General features: G+C 60.8%; 17 protein-coding genes, 1 tRNA gene and 1 pseudogene. 8 read left to right on the top strand and 11 right to left on the bottom strand.

Going from position 1 to position 21,894, the window contains the following annotated elements; translation table 11 throughout:
• Positions 1-23: 23 nt before the first annotated feature.
• From MHY22_RS02615 to argS, 3 genes are all read right to left on the bottom strand, one after another.
• Positions 24-1,367, bottom strand: coding sequence for a homoserine dehydrogenase (locus tag MHY22_RS02615; RefSeq protein ID WP_239277945.1), 1,344 nt, complete (start codon positions 1,365-1,367; stop codon positions 24-26).
• Positions 1,368-1,542: 175 nt separating this feature from the next.
• Positions 1,543-2,880, bottom strand: a complete 1,338-nt coding sequence (lysA, locus tag MHY22_RS02610; RefSeq protein WP_239277944.1) for a diaminopimelate decarboxylase — start codon at positions 2,878-2,880, stop codon at positions 1,543-1,545.
• Positions 2,881-4,533: an arginine--tRNA ligase gene (gene argS, locus MHY22_RS02605; protein WP_239277943.1), complete on the bottom strand. Its 1,653-nt coding sequence runs from the start codon at positions 4,531-4,533 to the stop codon at positions 2,881-2,883. It lies immediately after the preceding gene.
• Between the two features lie 210 nt (positions 4,534-4,743).
• Between argS and MHY22_RS02600 the strand changes: the two genes are divergently transcribed.
• From MHY22_RS02600 to MHY22_RS02580, 5 genes are all read left to right on the top strand, one after another.
• Positions 4,744-5,529, top strand: a complete 786-nt coding sequence (locus MHY22_RS02600) for a (Fe-S)-binding protein (protein ID WP_198493254.1) — start codon at positions 4,744-4,746, stop codon at positions 5,527-5,529.
• Positions 5,529-7,034 carry a lactate utilization protein B gene (locus MHY22_RS02595; RefSeq protein WP_239278031.1) on the top strand — a complete coding sequence of 502 codons (1,506 nt, stop codon included), beginning with the start codon at positions 5,529-5,531 and terminating at the stop codon, positions 7,032-7,034. Before MHY22_RS02600 ends, MHY22_RS02595 begins: the two co-directional genes overlap by 1 nt.
• Positions 7,031-7,651 carry an LUD domain-containing protein gene (locus MHY22_RS02590; RefSeq protein ID WP_239277942.1) on the top strand — a complete coding sequence of 207 codons (621 nt, stop codon included), beginning with the start codon at positions 7,031-7,033 and terminating at the stop codon, positions 7,649-7,651. The genes MHY22_RS02595 and MHY22_RS02590 overlap by 4 nt, the downstream gene beginning before the upstream one ends.
• Positions 7,652-7,775: 124 nt before the next feature.
• Positions 7,776-9,359, top strand: a complete 1,584-nt coding sequence (locus MHY22_RS02585; RefSeq protein WP_239277941.1) for an alpha/beta fold hydrolase — start codon at positions 7,776-7,778, stop codon at positions 9,357-9,359.
• A gap of 53 nt (positions 9,360-9,412) precedes the next feature.
• Positions 9,413-9,486: transfer RNA gene (locus MHY22_RS02580), tRNA-Arg, on the top strand.
• A gap of 89 nt (positions 9,487-9,575) precedes the next feature.
• On the opposite strand, the gene MHY22_RS02575 is transcribed toward MHY22_RS02580, so the two are convergent.
• Positions 9,576-10,373 carry a MerR family transcriptional regulator gene (locus MHY22_RS02575; protein ID WP_239277940.1) on the bottom strand — a complete coding sequence of 266 codons (798 nt, stop codon included), beginning with the start codon at positions 10,371-10,373 and terminating at the stop codon, positions 9,576-9,578.
• 98 nt (positions 10,374-10,471) lie between these two features.
• Here MHY22_RS02575 and MHY22_RS02570 point away from each other — a divergent pair, with 98 nt between their 5' ends.
• The 3 genes and pseudogenes from MHY22_RS02570 (at position 10,472) to MHY22_RS02560 (ending at position 13,052) form a co-directional block, all read left to right on the top strand.
• Complete coding sequence (locus MHY22_RS02570) at positions 10,472-10,978, top strand: hypothetical protein (protein WP_239277939.1); 507 nt, start codon at positions 10,472-10,474, stop codon at positions 10,976-10,978.
• A 3-nt stretch (positions 10,979-10,981) separates the two neighbouring features.
• A pseudogene (locus tag MHY22_RS02565) lies at positions 10,982-11,882 on the top strand (ABC transporter ATP-binding protein).
• A 3-nt stretch (positions 11,883-11,885) separates the two neighbouring features.
• Complete coding sequence (locus MHY22_RS02560) at positions 11,886-13,052, top strand: ABC transporter permease (RefSeq protein WP_239277938.1); 1,167 nt, start codon at positions 11,886-11,888, stop codon at positions 13,050-13,052.
• A gap of 55 nt (positions 13,053-13,107) precedes the next feature.
• Here MHY22_RS02560 and MHY22_RS02555 read toward each other — a convergent pair whose 3' ends face one another.
• From MHY22_RS02555 to MHY22_RS02525, 7 genes are all read right to left on the bottom strand, one after another.
• Positions 13,108-13,311, bottom strand: a complete 204-nt coding sequence (locus MHY22_RS02555) for a hypothetical protein (protein WP_239277937.1) — start codon at positions 13,309-13,311, stop codon at positions 13,108-13,110.
• Between the two features lie 108 nt (positions 13,312-13,419).
• A complete protein-coding gene (locus tag MHY22_RS02550) occupies positions 13,420-13,719 on the bottom strand; it encodes a hypothetical protein (RefSeq protein WP_005323427.1) in 300 nt (99 codons plus the stop codon).
• Between the two features lie 5 nt (positions 13,720-13,724).
• Positions 13,725-14,231: a MarR family winged helix-turn-helix transcriptional regulator gene (locus MHY22_RS02545; protein WP_239277936.1), complete on the bottom strand. Its 507-nt coding sequence runs from the start codon at positions 14,229-14,231 to the stop codon at positions 13,725-13,727.
• A 4-nt stretch (positions 14,232-14,235) separates the two neighbouring features.
• Entirely contained in the window at positions 14,236-16,821 is a 2,586-nt protein-coding gene (locus MHY22_RS02540; RefSeq protein ID WP_239277935.1) for an AAA family ATPase, read from the bottom strand.
• Positions 16,821-17,939, bottom strand: coding sequence for an exonuclease SbcCD subunit D (locus tag MHY22_RS02535; RefSeq protein WP_239277934.1), 1,119 nt, complete (start codon positions 17,937-17,939; stop codon positions 16,821-16,823). Before MHY22_RS02535 ends, MHY22_RS02540 begins: the two co-directional genes overlap by 1 nt.
• Positions 17,939-18,760, bottom strand: a complete 822-nt coding sequence (locus MHY22_RS02530) for an SWIM zinc finger family protein (protein WP_239277933.1) — start codon at positions 18,758-18,760, stop codon at positions 17,939-17,941. The genes MHY22_RS02535 and MHY22_RS02530 overlap by 1 nt, the downstream gene beginning before the upstream one ends.
• A 3-nt stretch (positions 18,761-18,763) precedes the next feature.
• Positions 18,764-21,799, bottom strand: a complete 3,036-nt coding sequence (locus MHY22_RS02525) for a DEAD/DEAH box helicase (RefSeq protein WP_239277932.1) — start codon at positions 21,797-21,799, stop codon at positions 18,764-18,766.
• Positions 21,800-21,894: the final 95 nt, after the last annotated feature.

Here is a 21,894-nt window from a genome sequence, read left to right as displayed (position 1 = left end):
GCTGTCCAGTCTATTTGGCCGGGCTAGCTGCCGAGGCGGATTACGGAATGAACGGCCTTGACCTCTTCGAGCTCGCCCAGGGCAGCCACAATGGTGTCCAAGGTGGCCTCCTTCGCGGCATGGGTGACCACGATGAGGCGGGCGGTGTCCTCGCCGTCTTCCTGACGCACGGTGCGCAGAGAAACGCCGTTGTCAGCAAACACTGTGGAGATGGCGGCTAGGACGCCGGTGCGGTCCTGGACCTCCATATCGATGTGGTAGCGGGTGTCTACCTCACCAAAGTCTGCAATGGGCAGGTTGGCATAGGTATTCTCGCCCGGTGCGCGGCCGCCGTGGACGATATTGCGGGCTGCCCCGACGACGTCGCCAAGCACGGCAGAAGCCGTAGGATTGCCACCCGCACCATTGCCGTAGAACATCAGGGAACCTGCGGCCTCGGCCTCGACGAAGATGGCATTATAGGACTCGCTCACGGAGGCCAACGGGTGCTCCTTGGGCACCAACGTGGGGTGCACGCGGGCGTTGACCGCCTCGGAGCCATCCTCACGCTGAAGGCGCTCGCAAATGGCCAGCAGCTTGATGGAATAGCCGGCATCATTGGCCGCGGCGATATCCGCGGCGGTGACCTTGGTAATGCCTTCGCAGTGGACGTCCTCAAACTTCACGCGAGTGTGAAAACCCAAGGACGCCATGATGGCGGCCTTAGAGGCGGCGTCATGGCCCTCTACATCCGCAGTGGGATCGGCCTCGGCATAGCCCAGGCGGGTAGCCTCCGCCAGCGCTTCATCATAGGAAGCGCCCGTGGACTCCATCGCGTCCAAGATGAAGTTGGTGGTGCCATTGACGATGCCAGAGATGCGCTCTACCTGATCGCCGGCCAAGGAACGACGCAGCATGCCCACTACCGGAATCGCGGCGGCTACGGCAGCCTCGAAGTAGAGATCTACACCGGCGCGGTCGGCGGCCTCCGCCAGCTCGTCTGCGTGCGCGGCCACCAGGGCCTTATTGGCGGTCACCACCGACTTTCCGGAATTGAGTGCGGCGAGCACCAGCTCGCGTGGGAAGTCGATACCGCCGATGACCTCAACCACGAGGTCGATATCATCGCGGGCAACGAGCGCCTTGGCGTCATCGGTCAAAAGCTCCTTGGGCACACCCGGGCGCAGCTTATTTTTATTGTGGATGGCGATACCGCGAATCTCGGCTGGACCACCGATGCGGTGAGCAAAGGCATGAGCATTCTCGCCCAGCAGGCGAAAGACCTCAGCACCAACGGTGCCGAAGCCCAGCAGCGCGATACCAACGGTCTCGCCCTCGCCCTTGCCGGAATGCTCGTGTGCCTGAAGCTCGCTAGTCGATGCAGCCATAATCCGTCTCCATTGTGCGGTTGGGGTAAAGGTTTAGTGCCCGCTAATTGCGGATACAGGACACTATACAGAACAAGCTGTCTACTTTCGCCCTAAATAGAGCCATTAATAGAAAAGTCCCCGTCACAGGGCGTGAATTAAATTCCGCCATGTAACGGGGACTGAAGGATGGAGGTTAATCCACCTCTAAGGAAAGAAGATCCTCGATGGTCTCGCGGCGCAGCATGGGCTTGGTCTGGCCCACGCGCGTGGCGACGACCGCCGGGCGCACCGCACCGTTATAGCGCGAGGACATCATGTACTGGTAGCCACCGGTAGCAGCAAAGGCGATCAAGTCTCCCGGCTGGATATCATTGGGCAGCTCGCCGTCCTCAAGGAGAATATCGCCGGACTCGCAATGGAAGCCCACCACGCGGGAAGGCACCTCTTCCCCATCACTAAAGCGGTTGACCACGCGCACGTCATAGGCCGAACCGTAAAGCGCAGGCCGGATATTATCTGACATTCCACCATCGACGGAGATATAGCGGCGCAGCGGCAGATCCGACTTGCCAGTTTCTACATCCTTAACGGTACCCACGCGGTAGACGGTCACCGCCGAGCCGGCGACCAAGGAGCGACCCGGTTCCACCAAGAGGAAGGGTGCCTCAATGCCCAACTCCTCTGCGGTGTGCTTGACCGCGCCGAGCATATCGCCGGCCACGCGCTCGATATCCAGCGCCTCCTCATAGGGCATGTAGGGAATACCAAAGCCGCCGCCTAGATCGAGCTCTTCCAGCGTCACACCCAGCTCGGTATAAATCTGGCGGTACAGCCCCATGACGCGCTCCGCGGCAAGTTTGAATCCCTCCGCATTAAAAACCTGGGATCCCACGTGGCAGTGCAGGCCGCTCAGGTGCAGGTTGTCCGCCTCCAAGCAACGCTTGGCAGCAGCAAAGGCCGCGCCCGTGGCGAGCGAAATACCGAACTTTTGATCCTCATGCGCCGTGGCGATGAATTCGTGCGTATGCGCATCAACACCCGGCTTGACGCGGATCATCACCGGCTGGACCTTGCCGGCCTCGCCCGCAATGCGATTAAGTTCTTCCAGCTCGAGCTCGTTGTCAATGACCACGTGGCCCACGCCGGCGTCTACGCACAAACGCAGGTACTCATCGTCCTTATTGTTGCCGTGCGTGGTGATGCGCTCGGCCGGGAACTCTGCGGCCAAGGCAATCTTGAGCTCATTGAGCGAGGCCGCGTCCAAGCACAGGCCTTCCTCATTGACCCAGTTCACGATCTTCTTTGAGATGAATGCCTTGGAGGCATAGTGCACGTGCTCGGGTCCACCGAAAGCGCGGGCCATGTCCTGGCAGCGGGACCGGAAGTCATCTTCATCGAAGACATAGAGCGGGGTCTGGAATTCCTCCGCCAAATCCGGCAGCGGAACACCAGCAATGGTTACTACGCCGTCTTCCTCGCGCTTTGCATTGCGCGGCCAGACGTGGGCCGGCAGCTCATTGAAATCCGCCACTTACATCTTCTCCGGGGTGCTCACGCCCACCATGGTCAAGGCATTGGCCAAGACCACGCGGGAGGCTTGTGCCAGCGCGAGGCGGGCACCATGGATAGGAGCTTCATCCTCGCCAGCCTTGGGCAGGACCTGGCAGGAGTCATAGAAGCGGTGGAATACCGCGGCGAGGTCCTCGGCATAGCGGGCGATGCGGTGCGGCTCGCGCAGCTGCGCGGCTTCTTCCACCACGGCCGGGAACTCGCCTAGGGTGCGGATGAGGTCACCCTCGCGATCATGGGTGAGCAAGGAGAGATCCGCACTTTCCGAATCGACGCCCAGCTCGGCTGCCTTGCGGCCGATGGAGCACAGGCGGGCGTGGCCGTATTGCACGTAGTAGACGGGATTATCGGAAGACTGCGTCTCCCACAGGCCCAAGTCAATATCGATGGTTTGATCCACGGAAGAGCGCACCAGGGAATAGCGCGAAGCATCCACGCCAATGGCGGCGACGAGATCCTCCATGGTGATGACCGTGCCTGCGCGCTTAGACATGCGCACCGGCTTGCCATCACGCATGAGGTTAACCAGCTGGCCGATAAGAACCTCGACGGCATCGGCGTCGTAGCCTAGGGCAGCCGCTGCCGCCTTCAAACGCGGCACATAGCCGTGGTGGTCTGCGCCCAGCATGTAGATATTCAAATCGTGGCCGCGATCAAACTTATCGGCCACGTAGGCAATGTCACCTGCAATATAGGCTGCATTGCCATCGGACTTGACCACCACGCGGTCCTTGGAGTCGCCATAGTCGGTGGACTTGAGCCACCACGCATTCTCGGCCTCGTACATATGGCCTTCGGCCTTGAGCTTTTCCAACGCTGCATCCACAGCACCGGAGTCAAAGAGGGAGTTCTCGTGGAAGTAGACATCAAAGTCCACGCCAAACTCGTGCAGGGACTGCTTAATCTGCGCAAACATCATCTCCACGCCGTCTGCGCGGAAAGCTTCCTGGACCTCTTCTTCGCTGCCCTCTAGCGCGGATGGGTTCTTCTCCACAACAGCCTGGGCGATGTCCTGGATATAGGCTCCACCGTAGCCATCCTCCGGAGTCGGCTCGCCCTTCGCGGCAGCCACCAGGGAACGGGAGAAACGGTCAATCTGGCCGCCATGGTCATTGAAGTAATACTCGCGGGTAACCTCCGCGCCAGAGGCCTCCAGCACGCGGCCCAGGGAATCGCCTACGGCCGCCCAACGGGTGCCGCCAAGGTGGATCGGGCCGGTCGGGTTCGCGGAGACAAACTCTAGGTTGACTTTCTTGCCCGCAAAGGCATCATTATTGCCATACTCCTTGCCTGCGCGGAGAATCTGAGCGACGATTTCTCCCTGGGCGTCGGCAGCGAGGCGAATATTAATGAACCCAGGTCCCGCAATGTCAGCCTCGGCAACGGCATCATTGTCTGCCAAGGCCTCTGCCAACCAGCCGCCTAGCTCGCGCGGATTAGCACCGGCCTTCTTGGCCACCTGCAGCGCCACGTTGGTGGCATAATCGCCGTGCTCAGGGTTGCGCGGACGCTCAACGGTTACCGTTTCTGGCAAGACAGAGGAATCAAGCTCATGGCTTTGCATGACCTTAACGGCAGTTTCTTTAATCAATGTGGCCAAATCAGCTGGTGTCATGTCGCACGATTCTAGTGGACTGAAAAGTCAAGTGTGAAAAGGGCCGCGCCAGAATACTCCCCTTTGCAGCGCAAACGGTGGATAGCAGTTTTCTACAACACTAATATTGCGAAATAATTGCTGGTCAAGCGGGGGACGCATTACGCACGTACTACTTAAAGGGAGTAAGGTCGTGCCTACCCCATGTAAAAAATCAACGAGGAGCACCGTATGCGCATTGCGCTATTTTCCACTTGCATTGGTGACGCCCTTTTCCCGGACGTACAAAAGGCAACGGCACTGGTTCTCTCCCGCTTGGGCCACGAAGTGGTCTTCCCGGAGGAACAGACCTGCTGTGGCCAGATGCACATCAATACCGGCTATCAGAAGGAAACCCTGGGAATGATCCGCTCCTATGCGGATGCCTTTGCCGACCCCTCCATTGATTATGTCGTCGCGGCCTCCGGCTCCTGCGTCGGCGCCGTTCGCGAGCAGCACGAGCGCATCGCTGACCGATTTGGCAACTCCGCCGACGTCGACGGTGCACGCAAGACCACTCAGAAGACCCTGGATCTCCCAGAATTCCTAGTGGATATCGCCGGTGTGACCAACGTCGGCGCATTCTTCCCGCACCGCGTAACGTACCACCCCTCCTGCCACGGCCTGCGCTTTTTGAAGCTGGGAGACCGCCCACTGCAGCTTCTCCAGGAAGTAGAAGGAATTGACCTAGTCACACTTCCCAATAAGGAAGAATGCTGTGGCTTCGGCGGTACCTTCGCCATCAAGAATGCAGAGGTATCCCGTGCGATGGTCACCGATAAGACCCGCCACGTCAAGGAAACCGAGGCTGAATACGTCACCGGCGGTGACTCTTCCTGCCTGATGAACATCGGTGGTGCCCTCAGCCGCCAGCGTTCCGGTATTCGCGCCGTTCACATGGCTGAGATCTTGGCTTCCACCAAGGAGCACCCATGGACTCCTACCTCCGCCGCTTACTCCAAGGAGACGATGCTCTAATGACCTCTTTCCTCGATACCACCCCACCGCGCGCGCCGGAAGGCTACGGCAACCTGCGCGGCAGCAAGGCCTTTGTTCCCCTGGCACACGTTGGTCTGAATAACGCCACCCAGCGCCACAACCTGCAACACGCCACCACCTCCATTCGTGAGAAGCGCTCCAACGCTGTGGAGGAGCTGGACGATTGGCAGGAGCTGCGCGCTGCGGGTTCCGCCATCAAGGAAGATGTTGCCGCTCGCATGCCAGAACTGCTCGAGCAGTTCGAAGAGGCAGTCAAGGCTCGCGGCGGCATCGTCCACTGGGCACGCGATGCCAAGGAAGCTAACCAGATCATTGAGGGTCTGATTCGCGCTACCGGCGAGACCGATGTGGTCAAGGTTAAGTCCATGGCCACCCAGGAAATCGGCTTGAATGAACACCTGGAGGCCGCGGGCATCAATGCTCGCGAGACCGACCTGGCCGAGCTCATCGTGCAGCTAGGTGAGGATAAGCCGTCCCACATTCTGGTTCCGGCTATCCACCGCAACCGTGCGGAGATCCGCGATATCTTCGTCAACAAGATGCCGAATACCGATGACACCCTGCAGGCTGAGCCGGCAGAATTGGCCGAGGCTTCCCGCCAGTTCCTGCGCGAGCAGTTCATGCAGGCCAAGGTTGCCATTTCCGGCGCCAACTTCGGTGTGGCAGAAACCGGAACCATCAACATCGTGGAGTCCGAGGGCAATGGCCGCATGTGCCTGACCCTGCCAGAGACCCTCATTACCGTCATGGGCATTGAGAAGCTGGTTCCTACCTTCCAGGACTTGGAGGTCTTCCTCCAGCTGCTGCCGCGCTCTTCCACCGCGGAGCGTATGAACCCGTACACCTCCATGTGGTCCGGTGTTACTGAAGGCGATGGCCCGCAGAACTTTCACTTGGTCCTGCTGGATAACGGCCGTACCGCGGCGCTGTCCTCCCCGATTGGCCACCAGGCTCTCAAGTGCATCCGTTGCTCGGCTTGCCTGAATGTTTGCCCGGTCTACGAGCGCGCCGGCGGCCACGCTTACGGCTCCGTTTACCCTGGCCCGATCGGCATTTCCTTGACGCCGCAGCTGACCGGTATGAAGGACCACAACGATCCTTCCGCCAGCCTGCCTTATGCGTGCTCGCTGTGCGGCCGCTGCGACGAGGTGTGCCCGGTGAAAATTCCGCTTTCCGACGTCATTTTGGAAAACCGCCACCAGAAGGTCACCCACGCCACCCCGCCAATCGAGCCGAAGCTCTTCAAGACTATTCAGTTGCTGTGGAGCAACCCGAAGCTGTGGAACAAGGCAACCCACATGGTCGCCTTGGGCCGCATCTTGGGTGGCACCAACAAGACCATCGAATCCCTGCCACTGTTTATGTCCGGTTGGTCCGAGGGCCGCGACACCGCGGTTCCGCCAAAGAAGTCCTTCCGCCAGTGGTTCGAGTCCGAAGAAGGCAAGGAACTTCTTGCCGAGGCCCGTGAGGAGTCCAAAAAGTGAACGCAAAGCAGGAAATCCTAAGCCGCATCCGCTCCGCCCAGAAGCAGGCTGGTCTCCCCGACCACGTTGATGCCCCGCGCGACTACCACCACGAGGGCACTCTGAACGCGGACGAACTGCGCGATATGCTCATTGACCGACTCGAGGATTACAAGGCCGAGGTGCACGTCACCGAGGAAGGCGAACTGAAGCAGGCCATCGCCAAGATCCTCAATGACCGCAAGTGCAGCGACATCCGCTACGCCGAGGGCATGGACGCCACCCTCTTCGAGGGCTTCGACGCCAAGCCGGACGATAAGTCCGTCGATCCGCGCACCCTGAACGAGACCGACGCTGTGGTCACTTATTCCCACGTCACCTCCGCGCAGACCGGCACCATCGTGCTCGAGTCTGACGAGCGCTGCGGCCGTCGCGCACTGACCCTGGTTCCGGACCGCCACCTGTGCATCGTCCACCAGAATGAGATCGTCTACGGCATCCCCGAGGTCATCTCCCGCATGAACCCGGAGAAGCCAGCGACCTGGATCTCCGGCCCGTCCGCTACCTCCGATATCGAGCTCACTCGTGTCGAGGGCGTACACGGCCCGCGTGACCTCATCGTTGTCATCGTCAAGTAGTACTGCGTAGCCCCTCTCCTGCCTCGGCCGGTGAGGGCACCCACCTACTGTGAGTATGATGCCAAAAGCATCAAAAAAGCATAGGCTAGGTCTACCAATTACTTTTATTCTGGAGACCTAACCTATGCTTTCTTTTTCTTCTAAGCTTGCGGCCACACTCGGTGCTGCTGCGGTCGCCATTGGTGTCACTGCGCCGATTGCCACAGCCGCGCCAGCCCCCGCGCCGCAGGACACCAAGCCCGCCATTTCCTGGGAAGACTGCCCTGAGCAGGTAGACATCGACAATGCCGAATGTGGCCGCATCGAAGTGCCTACGTACTACGACAACCCACAGGCCGGCACCATTAGCGTCGGCTTTGTGCGCGTTCCCGCCGCAAACCCAGGCGCCCGCCGTGGCGCGTTGTTTACCAACCCTGGTGGCCCAAGTGGAGATGCCTATGGTTGGGCCGGCAATACCGCTGTTCCATGGCCACAGGCCGTGCGCGATGAGTGGGACACCATCGGTGTACAACCGCGTGGCCTGCCTGGCTCCACGCCAGTAAAGTGCGATGCCACGGCCACCAGTAATCCGCTCCAAGGAAGCCTCCAGGTAGGTAAGCTCACCCGCGATGCCTGCGAAAAGCACACCCCGGGCTATACCAACTCGCTGACCACCGCGAATACCCTGCAGGACTGGGAAATGGTGCGCCGTGCTTTGGGCGAGGAAAAGATTGATATCGCCGGCACCTCCTATGGCACCTACCTCGGCTCCGCCTACGCCACCAAGTATCCGGAGCACACCGGCAAGGTCCTGCTAGATTCGGGCATGAGCCCCAAGCTGGCGTGGAATGGCATCTTTGCTTCGCAACAGCGAGGCTATGAAAAGGGACTGCACGACCTCTTCGGGTTCATTGCTAAAAATGACGCCAAATACCACCTCGGCACCACCCCATTGCAGGTCTATGAAAAGTGGTCACAGAAGGTAGCCCGCGAGGCCGGCGTTCGCCCCACGGTCTTACCCCCGAATGCCAAGATTGGTGACCTCCCACCAGGGCTCGAGTTTGCCGGCCAGCCTGGCGCGGACATCATGACCGCCACCGGCCCACTGCGAGTGCAAGCGGAGTTCCTCAGCCAGAAGATTCAACACCCCAATGCCGTGCAAGTGTCCTCCCCGCTTTTGGGCATGACGCGCGTCGTTGTTCCGGTTCCTGCACAGTGGGATGCCTTTGCCAAGCACTTGAATGGCAGCGAGCCTATGGATGCCGAGCAGCCCGATCCGGAGGCAGTGCGCAAGGAGCAAGAATCCCTGGCCCAGGCGATGAATATGCAAAACCTCATCGTCTGCAATGAAAACACGGTCCCTGGCAATCCACTGCTGTACCCAAGCTACCTGTGGGCCAACTTCGTCAGCGTTGATCCCTTCACGCTCATCAATTCCCTCTACGGCTCCGGCGCGGGATGCGGTGGACGTGCACCGGTGACGGGCCAGGCACCTCTCGACGGCTCCAAGTTGGCCACCAAGCCCCTCCAGATTCAGGCTACGGGCGACCCACAAACGCCGTATCAGTACCACACCAGCCTCTCGAAGCCGATGCAGTCTCGAGTTGTCACCGTCCATGGCCCTGGCCATGCCCACTTTGCCTCTAAGAACAAGGTCGTTGATGACATTGGCGTGCACTACCTGCGCACCGGTGAAGTCACTACTTCCGACGCCCCCGGGTTGATTTAGTCCCCCACTAACCCATGCGCTAGAATCACATCGTTGGGAATTCTCCCAGAGATGTCTCCGTAGCTCAGCGGATTAGAGCATCGGTTTCCGGTACCGAAGGTCGCAGGTTCGATCCCTGTCGGGGACACATTCACCGCTGACCACCAAGATTTTCTGGTGGTCAGCGGTTCATTTTCCCTCCGGCCAGCTAGTCTTTCCTGGCTGAACACGAGCCTTCTATTGCCACTCCGGGTTGTCGGTATCCACCCCTTGTGCCTTAGCTGCATGCTCAATCGCGTCTGCCAGCCACTGCGCCAACCCCTCCTGCTGCGTCTCATAGTGGGCACGGAAGCGTTCATCAGCCACATAGCCGCGCGAGATTAAAAAGTGCTTTGCCGGTGTGACGGGAAAGAAGGCGCTGAGGGCCGCGCGGTGCTTGTCGACGAGCCCCTGCGCCTCCTCCGACCCAGCAGCCACACCGTCTGCTACGGCCTGGGCCAGTTCTTTTTCCACCTCAGCGACGCCGGCTTGCGCATCGCTCCAGTTCTTCTCCGACCAGCCGGCAGTGCGCTGCTGATACATAGCCCAATCCTCGCTCGATCCGTAGGCCTCCTCGGCTTCTTGTTGGTGCGCGGCGAAGTTGGCATCGCCGACAATTTGTCCGATTTCTTCGGTGGTGAGCTTTCGGTTATTCATTGCATCCTCCATCAAGGTGTCAATTGCTGCCAGCATGTCGCTAAGACTGTCTCGCTGCGCGAGCAGGCTTTCTCTTTGCCTCCGCAAATGTTCCAGATCGGAAGCATCGCCATCTAGCAGCTGTTTAATATCGGTCAATTTCATACCGGTAGCGCGGTAGATCAGAATCTTCTGCACGCGGGCGCAGTCTTCCTCGGTGTACAGCCGGTAATTGGACCAGCTGCGCCACGTGGGAGACAGCAAGCCTTGTGCCTCCCAGTGGTGCAAGGTGCGCACCGTAATGCGGAAGAGCGCTGCTACCTCGCCAACGGTATAAAGAACTTCATCGATGTCGTCCATGGCTTCATTGTCGCGCCTAACGCCACGTCAGGGTCAACCCCAGAGAAAATCTGCAGAAACTGTTGCCAGAGTGTTGGGTTTATGCAACACTTGAATGCATGACAGCAAACGACCCCCCTGTTTCAACAACGATCCGCGCCGAACGGTTCCGCAGGCCCGGCCCCACCCGTGGATTAATCACGGCAATGTATGGCTGCGTGGCCGTATCCGCGATTTTCCTCATCATTGCACTGGCATTTTCCGCCTATTGGGCTCTCTTTGCCACGTCGATAACAATCGCACTTTCGTGCATCCCGTGGACCATTCTGCGAATCTCCATCGACACCAAGGACACCAAGCCTCTGGCCACCCTCGATGAATATGAAGCACAAGTGCTGGACCACTGGCGGCAAAAGGCGTTCAAGCTGTCAACGACATTGCTATTCGTCGGAGGATTGGCTGCTTTCGCATCCAATTTTCGGTTTCTGAGCGGAGATACCTTCGAAATAAATAGCACTAAATTTCTTCTCGGAGTCGGCTACTACCTGCTTTTTAGCTACTTCATCTCTGGCACCTTGCCCGCTGTCGGTTATGCACTGACCTTCAACCAGAACTCGGAGGACTAACTCATGCCCACCTTGACCATTGACCACCTCAATAAGTCCTTCGGGGAGACTCAAGCCCTGCGGGATATGACCTTTAGCGTTGGTGACGGCGAAATCTTCGGTTTCGTCGGTTCCAACGGCGCCGGAAAGTCCACCACCATGCGCATTGCGCTTGGTGTGCTGGCCAAAGACTCTGGCGAAGTCTACTTCGATGACGCCCCGATCAATGACGATAACCGCCGCCGCATTGGTTATATGCCAGAAGAGCGCGGGCTCTACGGCAAGGAGCCGCTGCTTAGCCAGCTGGTTTTCCTCGGCACGCTGCACGGCATGGATAAGCCCGCCGCCAAGCGCGCCGGCATTGAACTACTAGAACAGCTGGGGCTGGGCGAGCGCATGGACGATAAGCTCGATGACCTCTCCTTGGGCAACCAGCAGCGAGTACAGCTCGCGGCCTCCCTTATCCATGACCCAGACATGCTGATTCTGGACGAGCCCTTCTCCGGGCTGGACCCGGTTGCGGTCAACGTCATGTCAGACATGCTGCGCGAGCGCGCCAATCGCGGCGTGCCCGTCATTTTCTCCTCGCACCAGTTGGACCTAGTGCAGCGCTTGTGTGACCGCGTGGGCATTGTGACGAAGGGGCATATGGTGGCCGAAGGGGGGCGTCGATAAGCTGCGCAGCCAAGGCCCTCCCCGCTTTGAGGTCGCTACCCCAGCGCGCGGCTGGTATCCGGAAGGCACCGAGCTGGTGGCAGAAACTGCCGACGCCGTCGTGCTCGAGGCCGAAGAAACCATCGATGACCAGGCCATCCTGCAGGCAGCCCTAGCCGCAGGCCCGGTGCATTCCTTCGGCCGCAAGATTCCGGATCTCACCGAGCTATTCCAGGACGTCGTCACCAGCAACCAGAACGAGGAGGCCTAGGCCATGCAGTATTCCGCAATGAAGACCATCGGAGTTGTAGCCAAACGTGAGATGGCGGTCGCACTGAAGTCGAAGATGGTGGTGGGCACCATGCTGCTGCTCATCCTCGGTGCCATTATCGCTCCTATCGCTATCAATTTCTTCAGCGGCGATGACGAACCGGATTCCGTAGCCGTCGTGGGGATGGAAGCGTCTGCTTTTGATGATTCCGGCATCGATGCCACCGCGGCGAAAGACCGCGCGGAAGCCCAGAAAATGGTAGAAGACGAAGAGGCCGATGCTGCCCTGGTACCGGCCGAGGATGACGGCTGGGATCTCGTGAGCAAGGGGGATACGCCCGCCACGGTAACTACCACCGTCAACCAAATCGTGTCTTCTCAAGCACAAGCGACGGCACTGGATAAGCTCAATATCGACCCGCAGGAGCTGAAAGAAGCTACGCCATCCACCACGGTCAATCAGGTGAACTTAGAAGAAGAGGACGGCACGGAACAAAAGATGGCCGGCGTAGCCACGGTCCTCATTGGCGCAATGGTGGTCGTCTTTTCCGTCATGACCTTCGCCGGCCTCATTGGCGGCCGCGTCACGGAGGAAAAGTCGTCCCGAGTGGTGGAAATTATCTTGTCTTCCGTGCGTCCGGTGGACTTTTTGGCCGGCAAGATTCTGGGCAATACCATCGTTGGATTCCTAGCCACGCTGCTCATTTTGGGCGGCGGTGCAATCTCGCTTGCTGCGACCGGCCTGGCTAGTGACATCGAGCTGGACTATGGCTTGGTAGCCGTGCTCCTTGTTGGCGAGATTCTAGGCCTGCTCTTCTTTGGCAGCCTCTACGCTGCAGCCGGCTCGATGGTGCAGCGCACCGAGGATCTCCAGTCCACGCAGGCACCTATCCTGTTCCTCGTCTTTGCCACCATGTATGTACCGATGTTCGGCTGGATGCACCTGGATGCCACATGGATGCAGGTCATGACCTGGTTGCCGCCGGTGTCCATGCTGGTCGCCCCTCTGCAGGTTGCCGGGGGCAACCTCAGCTGGCTGGGACTTGCCGCAAGCTACCTGCTGATGGCTTTGGCCACCGCACTTATTATCGTCCTGGTTGGCCGCATCTACCGCCGCGCCATTTTGAATAATGGCAGGAAGATGACTTGGCGTCAGGCACTGGGCAAGTAAAAATAATCCGGCTTCCCGCCGTTGTGCGGGAGCCGGATTCTTCTATGTGCCGATGTTACTGAGTAACGAACTCGTTGGTGATCGGCTGGGTGATGTCCAAGGTGCCGTGCTCGATGTAGTACATGCCGAAGAACATGGCCGCCAGCATCACTACGGATAGCAGCATGGAAGGGATCCACTGAAGGAATACGGGAACCCAGCCATTGCCCTTATCGCGAGCTGCCGCTTCGCGCTGTTCCTGAGCCTCACGCTCGTTCATAATGATAAAACCTTTCGATCCACCGAGGATTAACTACGGATATCTTAACAGTTAAGTGCTTACAAGGCCGCATTCCTCGCACTTTTGATTGACACCGAAAATCGGCGATTAAATTCCTGGGTCCTCATCATTGAGCAGCGCCTCTACGAAGGACTCGCGGTCACCAAGCATGCGCTCAATGTCCTCTTCCGCGCCGACGATCCACAGCTCGGTGTCTTGGTCATAGGTGAGAGCGGAATCTGGGTAGGCCTCTAGTGCCTCCTCCATGGCGGCAACCTGGTCCTCGCTAGCTGCGTCGTCCAAGTGCACCTCTGGATCGCCGATGCGCGGGCTAAGCTCCTCCAACGCGGTGATCCCGTAGGTCTTATATTGCTTCTTCGGGTGCTCAAAGAGCTCTTGTCCCATCATGGAGCTTAATCCTTTCCGTGTAGTAGCGAATCGGGCACGTACCCCTCATAGCCCGGGATGTTCTTGACCTGAAGAACTCCGGTGAAAAAGCGCCGCAGCGCCGGTACGTCCTCGGGTTGCAGATGGTCAAAGACCATACGGCGCACGGATTCCACGTGCTCAGGAGCGGCACGCCGCAGGTGTTCTAGGCCAACATGGGTCACGCACACGTTGATGCCGCGAGCATCTTCCTCGTCCGGTTCTTTAGTGAGCAGGCCGCGCTTTTCCATCCTGGTTACTTGGTGGGAGGCGCGGGAGCGATCCCACTCCAACAGCGTGCATAGCTCGTGCAGGCGCAGGCGTTGTTCCGGTGCCTCGGACAGGGCTACGAGCACGGCGAATTCGGAGGCAGATACCTCACCGCCGGCCTTAAGCGTCTCATCCATTCCCCTATCGATCTTGCGCACGGCGCCAAGGAGCAGGCGCCATAGCTCCTGCTCTTCGTCGTCTAACCAGCGAGTTTGATAAGGCATGGCACTAGGTTACCCCTTTGAGCGCGGCAATGTCGCGCTCACTGCGCCCCGGTACGCGGGAGTAGCGCTCCGGCATGCAGGTAAAGACCAATACCTGGTTATCTCGTCCCACATGGGAAAACAGCGTGGCCATAAGCTGCAGGCGGTGTGCATCGGTAGAGCCCAGCGCATCATCCACGATGACGGGCACCGACTCCGGGCCCACCAATTGCGCGATAGCAAAGCGGGTGAGGATGGCCAGCTGTTCGCGGGCACCACCGGAGAGGCTGGCTAGGCTCACCGTCTCATTGTCCTGGGTGCGGGTGATCACGCGGAGGTCGTCATCGAGATCGAAGGTGATGTCACCGCCGTACACAGTGCGGGCCAGCCGCGACAGTGCAGCCACAAAGGGCGCGGCGTAGCGCTGGCGGGCGGCATCGCGGTGCTTGAGCAAAAGTTCTCGCAGATAGCGGGCGGCTTGCGCACGCTTGTCCACGCTTTCATATACCGCCCGAGCCATCTCCACCGCCGCGGTGGCCTGTTGGGCGCGCTCGGCGGCACCGGAGTGGAAATTCACCTCGCTAGAAAGCCGGCCGAGGTCTACCTCGCAGCGTTGGATGCGTTCGGTGAGGTAATCTAGGTGGGACTGCGCGCCTTCTACCAGGGACTGCGCGGTAGCAAGGTCAACGGCTTCTATTTCTTCGAGCTGCCCGCGCAGGTCTCCCACGACACCTTCTAGGCGGGTGACCTCGGCACGCAGGTCCTTGTCGGCGGCGCGTTCGCGCGCGGAGGCAAGGTCTCGAGTCACGCGCTGCGCGTTTTCGCGGGCCGCGGCAAGTTCGGCATCGAGGCGCACAGCCTCATGGGCCAGGCGGCTTTCGCGGTACGGCACGAGTTCGCGGTCGAGCGCATCGACCTTTTCGCTGGCTGCTTCCTCCGCGGCTTCGGCGGCGGCGAGGTCTATCTCTTCCGCGTCTGCAAGGTCCGCGACTTTCTCAGCCAGTGCGGCATGCTGGGCGCGCAGCTCGCCCAAATCATCCGGTCCCAGTTCCGCGGCAAGGGCGCGGGTGGCGGCAGCGAGGGCGTCGTTCTGCACACGGTGCGTCTCATGGGCTTCCTCGGCCGCAGCTACTGAATCTACGCCCAGGGTATCGAGCAGTTCTTGCAGCCGGGTGCGGGCCTGTTCCACATCGCGCTGGGTGTCCTCCGCGGAATAGGAACCGGCCGAGAAGCGGGCGGTAATATCGCCGATGGTGATTACGCGGGCGTCGACAAGCTCGACGGCGGTGTCCTCACCCACCTCGATGTCCTCGCCATCGACGCGGATGGTGGAGCCAGCAGGTCCGGAAAAATGCACCTTGGCGGCAGCGGCCTCGTGCAGGCGCTCGGCCACCGACAGCGCCGAGTCTGCCTTATGCAGGCCGGTGATATCGGCCGCGGTGACCTCGCGGCCGCGCTGAGCGATGGCCGCACGGGCCTGGTCTACCTCGGCGGCTAGGCCGTCGAGCGATTCCAGCCGGGCGCTGAGCTGCTCAAACTTCTGCTTATCCTGCAGGCGACGTGCCTGTTTAAGAGTGCTGCGGGCCGCGGCATAGTCCTCTTTGGCCTCCGCTAGTTGCTTCTCCAGCGAGTCTTTGGCCGCAGCTTCTTCTTTCGCCTTGTCTTGGGCGGCGGTGAGCTTGTGCTGGGCGGCCTCGGTGGCCGTGGTAGCTTCCTCGGCGGCGGTGACGAGCTCGGCCCGCTCGGTAACGGCGGCTTGTGCACGGGCAAGATCCTCTGAAGCACGGGCGAGGGTGGCCTTATGTGAGTCCAGGGTGGCCTGCGCGGTAGCGGCTTCTTCGGCCTGCGCCTGCTTGTCGGTGAGGTCGGCGCGGGCGGCGGGGAGCTCTGCTTCAGCGGCGGCTTGGTCGCGCTCGAGTTGCTCGTAGCGCTCCACCACGGAATCGAGCTCGCGCAGGACGCGGGTGGTCTCTGTGTATTCCTCTTCGGCGCGGGCTAGGGCTGCGGCGGCGTCCTTGTACTCGCCGGCCGGGTTACCCTTCGCCGCGGTGAAGTAACGCTGATACTCCTTGTCCACGCGGGCCAGCAGCGCGGAATCGTCGCCGGAGACCTCGTCCTCTGCCAGGCCGGATTCGCGCTCCAGTGCGCGGGTAAGGCTGGGAATGCCAACGGCGGAGATCGCCTCGCCGGTGTCGTCTTGGCGCATAAAGAGGGCGTCGACAAGCGAGCGATCCAAGTGCTCCGAAAGGATGCGCTCCAGCTCATCGTCGGCCTGGCTGCCGGTAAATTGCGCCGGCCGTGGGGAAGAAATATTCAGTTCGCAGGATTTCTTAGATAGCCAGCGCTTGGCAATGCGGAAGCGGTACTCCCCTACGCTCAGCTCGGCCGTAATTTCTGGGGCAACGTCCTTGCCCACCGGCTGCAGGGAGCGAATGCGCTTGGAGCGGCCGCTGTGCTTTTCGGTGAGCACCACGTCGAGCGCCTCCACGATGGTGGACTTGCCAGCCTCGTTTTCGCCGTGGATGACCACGACGCCGGTCTCAGGCAACTCATCCAGGACCAGGTGTTCAATGCCGCGGACGTTGGTGAGTTCTAGGCGGTGAATGCGCATTAGGACTGTCCTTCCAGGCGGAATAGCAGGTTGGCAGCATCGCGGGCGACGGGATCCTCGCGGCTATCCAGCAGCTCCTGCAGAGCCTCGGCCGCGTAGCCAGAAATATCGAGGCTGGCCAATTCTTCTTCGCTGGGCTCCAAGTAGAGATCCATGGTGCGCTCGCGGGGGCGCAGGGAGGCAAATACGGCCTCGTACTCATCTAGTCCACGTTGCAGGCGGGCATGGGCCTCGACGCCGAGCGTGCCGCGCAGGCTATATTTCACGGCCGTGCGCACCTTATCCGGGTACTCACCCAAGCGCGCGAGGAAGCGCTCCACGTCTTCGGCAGAATCCACGGCGGCATCAATGGTTTCAAAGGTCCAGCGGCCGATGCGGCGCTTATCGACGTCCACCTCATACCCCACGCGCACCACCAACGCATTGCCGGAATCGGATTCGCCGCCGCTGGTGCTGGTTTCCTTATAATCCGTGGTCTCCGGGCTGCCGGAGAACCACACCCGGCCGGTGGTGCCGAGGCTGGCGGTGGAGTGGGTATCGCCCAGCGCTAGGTAGTCGATCACCCCACGGCCCAGGCAGTCCTCGACGAAGGCAAGGTCGATGGTATCGGCGTCATCCTCGCCGGAGCGGGAATCCACTTGGCCGTGGCCGACGGCGATGCGAATGCCCGCGGCCGGCTCCAACGGTTCGAGCGCTTGGCGGACCAAGTCGTGATTCGCACGCTTGGACAGGTATGGCGCGCCGACCAACTCCACGCCGGGTGCGACCTCGATGGGCTCCGAGTCTGCGATGACGTGGACATTCTCGGCGCTGGTCTTATAAAAGACCGAATCCGCCACCAGCGGATCGTGGTTTCCTGGCAGGACATAGACCGGCACCGGCAGGCGCTTAAACATCTCCGTGGCGCGGGCAAGGATGTCGCGCGAGAGGGCATTGTGCTCAAAGACGTCGCCAGCCACGACGATGAACTCCGCGCCGGTCTCCTCGGCCAGCTCGCCTAGCCGCACGATGGCGGCCTCGCGGTCATCGTTAAAACGGCCTTGTGCTTCCCCCTTCAGAAACCACCGGGTCATGCCCAGCTGAAAATCGGAGGTATGGATAAACGTGGTAGCAGTCATTAGTGCGAGAGGTGGTAGTAGAGGTCTTCAATATCGGATACCGCGCGCAGGAGGTCCAGGTTGGTATGCGAAACCGAGCGCATGGCCTTGCGCAAGAGGTCCGGATCGGAGTCATCTATGGCCGGGGCGACCTTGGGCTGCGGCAGCTTCGGCAGCTCGCGCCCGTTCCAGAAGATGTCATTCTTTTCTTCCTCGGACAGGTCGCTCGGGGTGAAGCTTTCGCGGCTGACCGCCTTGGCCTGCTCTAAGACCATGCGCTCCAGCCGAGCAAAGTCCAGCCCGCGCATATTAAAGATGACGGCCGGATCCGCATCGGCGCGGGTGGCGAGCTTATCGCCCACCGCCACGATGTGCTTGCATACGTACTCGCCGTCGGGGCAGTCACAGGTCAGGCGCAAGTCTTCGGCCTCGTGGGCGAAGAGGGTGTCTAGGGCGGCGTCGGCAAGCAGGCCCTTGCGTGCATTGGCCACGGAACTGGGGGTGCGGGCGAACTCGGTGGCTAGCTGGGCAATATCGTCGTTATTGCGGTACGGCAGCTGGATGAGCACCGCAAAGGGCTCGTTCTGGGAGCCGGCCACGCGGCCATGGATGGCGCCATTGCGCACCTCGAGGCCTACGACGTGGCCGCCCTCGGCATACTGACGGCCGCGAGTAATTCGGCCGCGATCCGCGCCATGCGAGGTAAAGGCCGCAATCCGCGCAGCCGTGGTGGACAGTATGCGCCCGCTGCGGTCTACGTGATTGACCTCGGCCGGGGTGCTCACCCGCTTGCGGGTACCAAAATTGGCATAGATGACGTTGTCGTCGCCTTTAACAGCCATGGATTACTCCCTCCCCCGGTAGCTCATGAGTGCGGCCAGCTGATCGGGGTCTAGCTCGGTAAGCCAGCCCTCGCCTTCGCCCACCACGGCGCCGGCCAGCTGCGTCTTACCGTCCAAGATATCCTGGATGGATTCCTCCAGCGTACCTGCGGTGATCATCTTATACACCTGCACATTGCGGCGCTGGCCAATGCGGAAGGCACGGTCCGTCGCCTGGTTTTCCACCGCCGGGTTCCACCAGCGGTCCATGTGCACGACGATAGAGGCGGCCGTGAGGTTCAGGCCGGTGCCGCCCGCCTTGAGCGATAGGATCATCGCCGGCGGGCCGTCCTCGGACTGGAAGTCCTCCACCATCTGGTCGCGCTTATTCTTGCTTACCCCGCCGTGCAGGAAGGGGATCTCGCGGCCGAGCTGGTCGCTTAGGTAAGGCTGCAAGATATCACCAAAGGCCTTGTACTGGGTAAACACCAGGAGACGCTCGCCGGATTCGGTGGCCTCATCCACGATGCGCATGAGCTCTTTGACCTTGCCGGAGCGGTGCTTTCCCTTGAGCACCACCGGCGAGTTATCGCCTAGGTAGTGCGCGGGGTGATTACAAATCTGCTTAATGCGGGTGAGTGAGGCCAGCACCAAACCGCGCTTATTGATGCCCGTCGCTTCCTGCAGGTCCTTTTTCACCTGGTTGACCAGCGCCTTATACAGGGCAGCCTGTTCGGTGGTCATGGATACGGTGAGGATCTGCTCGGACTTTTCCGGCAGGTCATCGATGATATTCGGATCCGTCTTGACGCGGCGGAGGATAAACGGCGCGGTGAGCTGGCGCAGGCGCTCGGACATTTCCTCGTCATTATTGCGCTCGATGGCCTTAGCAAAGTGATTGCGGAAGAACGAAGCGGTGCCCAGCACGCCGGGATTGCAGAAATCCAGGATGGAGCGCATCTCAGAGAGGCGATTTTCCACGGGAGTGCCGGTCAGCGCCACGCGGTGTTCCGAGGGCAGCGAGCGCACGGCCTTGGAAGAGCGCGTCGCGGAATTCTTGATGGCCTGGGCCTCATCGAGGACAACGCGCTGCCAGCCGACCTCGCCCATGTCCTTAAAATCACGGCCCACGGTGCCGTAGGTGGTAATCACGAGGTCGGATGTGGCGGCAGCCCGGGCAAAGTCCTCGCCACGCGGACGGCTCGAGCCATGCTGCACCATAACCTTGAAGTCTGGGACGAAGCGCTGGGCCTCGCGGGCCCAGTTTCCTACCACGGAGGTTGGCGCCACGACGAGCGTGGGGCCAGTCTGCTCACCGCGCTCCCTTTCCACCGCGAGGAGGGACAGTAGTTGGAGGGTTTTGCCGAGTCCCATGTCGTCGGCAAGCACTGCCCCAATGCCACTGCGCGACATCCAATACAGCCAGTCGACGCCGCGGCGCTGGTACTCGCGCAACTCCGCATGTACGGATGCGGGAATCTCCACGCGTTCCGGGGCGACCTTGTCCACCCCACCGAGCAGCGCCGTGTGCCAGGTGCTGCCGGTGAACTCGATGGGCTCTTGGGTCATGGACTCTAGCGCCAGCTCGCGCAGTTCGGCCACGGTGACCTGTTCGTGCTCCTCGCCGCCCTCGTTGAATTCTTGGCGGCGGCGCTCCACGTCCTCCATCAGGGCTTGCCACCCTGGCTGGTCGAGCTGCTTGGCCATCTCCGCGGAGGCGGCTAGCTGCTCGAGCTCCTTCTTCTTGCGCGCGATGGCTTTCTCGCGCAGCGCGTCCATGTAGCCGGAGACTTGGGAGACGACCTGTTTATCGGCCATGACCCACTTGCCGCGCAGCTGGATAAGGCCGGACTTGGAATTGACCAAGTCCTCCATCTCTTCCTCTGTTAGCTCCACATCGCCCACGGACATGCGCCAGTTATAGTCCACCAGCTTATTCATGCCGATGTGCTTCTTCGTGGCGGCCTCAGCCGGATCGCGAGCCTCGTGGGTTTCCAGCTTGGCCTTAGTCTCCATCTGCGCCCACGCCTTGGGCAGCATGACGGTCACGCCGCTGGCCTTGAGCTTATCCACCTCGTGGGTAATAAAATGGGTGAGCTGGTGGGTTTCTAGGTAGACGTCCCAGTCGCCGTCGCCAGGCTGTGGCAGCTGCGCCGTCTCCCCCAGCGTGGGTGCGATGCGCACGGCCTTGCGGTGAGCTTCGCGCAGCTTTTCCACACTCGCTCTATCCAAACTTTGCGCCGACACCGGCCGTGGAGAATCCGTGCCCGAGCGCACCCGCACGCGCACTGGCCACTTGGCCGTATCCGGGTCAACGTCAAGCGGCTCCTCCACGATGTAGACCAGCTGGAGTTCTACCTCGTAGATGGAATTCTTCCACTCATTGAGCCCACGCAGCAGCTGCGAGCGTCCCCGCCGGATCGGCCGCGTATCGAGCAGGGCGCGGGCAAACTCGTGCCACGGCATCGGGCGCGGAGCCTCCGCCACGGGCCGCAGCTCGCGGAAGGCAATCCAGTGGGTGAGCTCATCGGCCATGTCATCTGAGAGTGCCCGGTTATTCACGTGCAAGATGCCCGGCGCGGCCGCCATCATCTCCGCGAGCCAGCCGCGCTCGCCCAAGCCGGAGGCCAGCTGCCACATGGGGAACCACTCATTGGCCTGGTAAGCCAGCCGGAAGGTCACGCGGCCGGCGCGCACGAACTTGCACAGCCCGCTGTAGGCATGGATCAGCCACTGGAGGTCGGGCGCAATGGTGGCCGGCGGCTTGTGGTTCAGGTGCTCCATTTGGGCAAGCGCCGCCACGGCCTCTTCGGGTCCGAACATCGCCATGGGCACCATCAGGGAGACATCCTTGCCCTTGGGCGTGCGCAGCGATACCCGCGCTCGGTTGCGGAAGGATTTCCTCGCCAGGATGGACTCCACCGCTGGCGGGAAGGTGCCCTCAGGAACGGCATTGGGCATGACGATCTTGTGCCCTTCTACCTGTTCAATCCATAGACCTAGTCCCGTAACGGGGAGCCACAGTCCATGCACGAGGTAAGAAGCCATAGCCGCCAGCATAGCAGCCCCTTTTGGTTTTGTTACAGGCTCGTTATGTTCCACCCTTTTCCCAGTTGAACGACAGAAAATCGAAACGGAGATCTGCGCCACACCTG

The organism is Corynebacterium sp. ACRPO (assembly GCF_022347205.1).
Taxonomy (GTDB): Bacteria; Actinomycetota; Actinomycetes; order Mycobacteriales; family Mycobacteriaceae; genus Corynebacterium.
The sequence above is the reverse complement of the archived record's forward strand: the minus strand, read 5'-3'. Positions and strand labels throughout refer to the sequence as shown.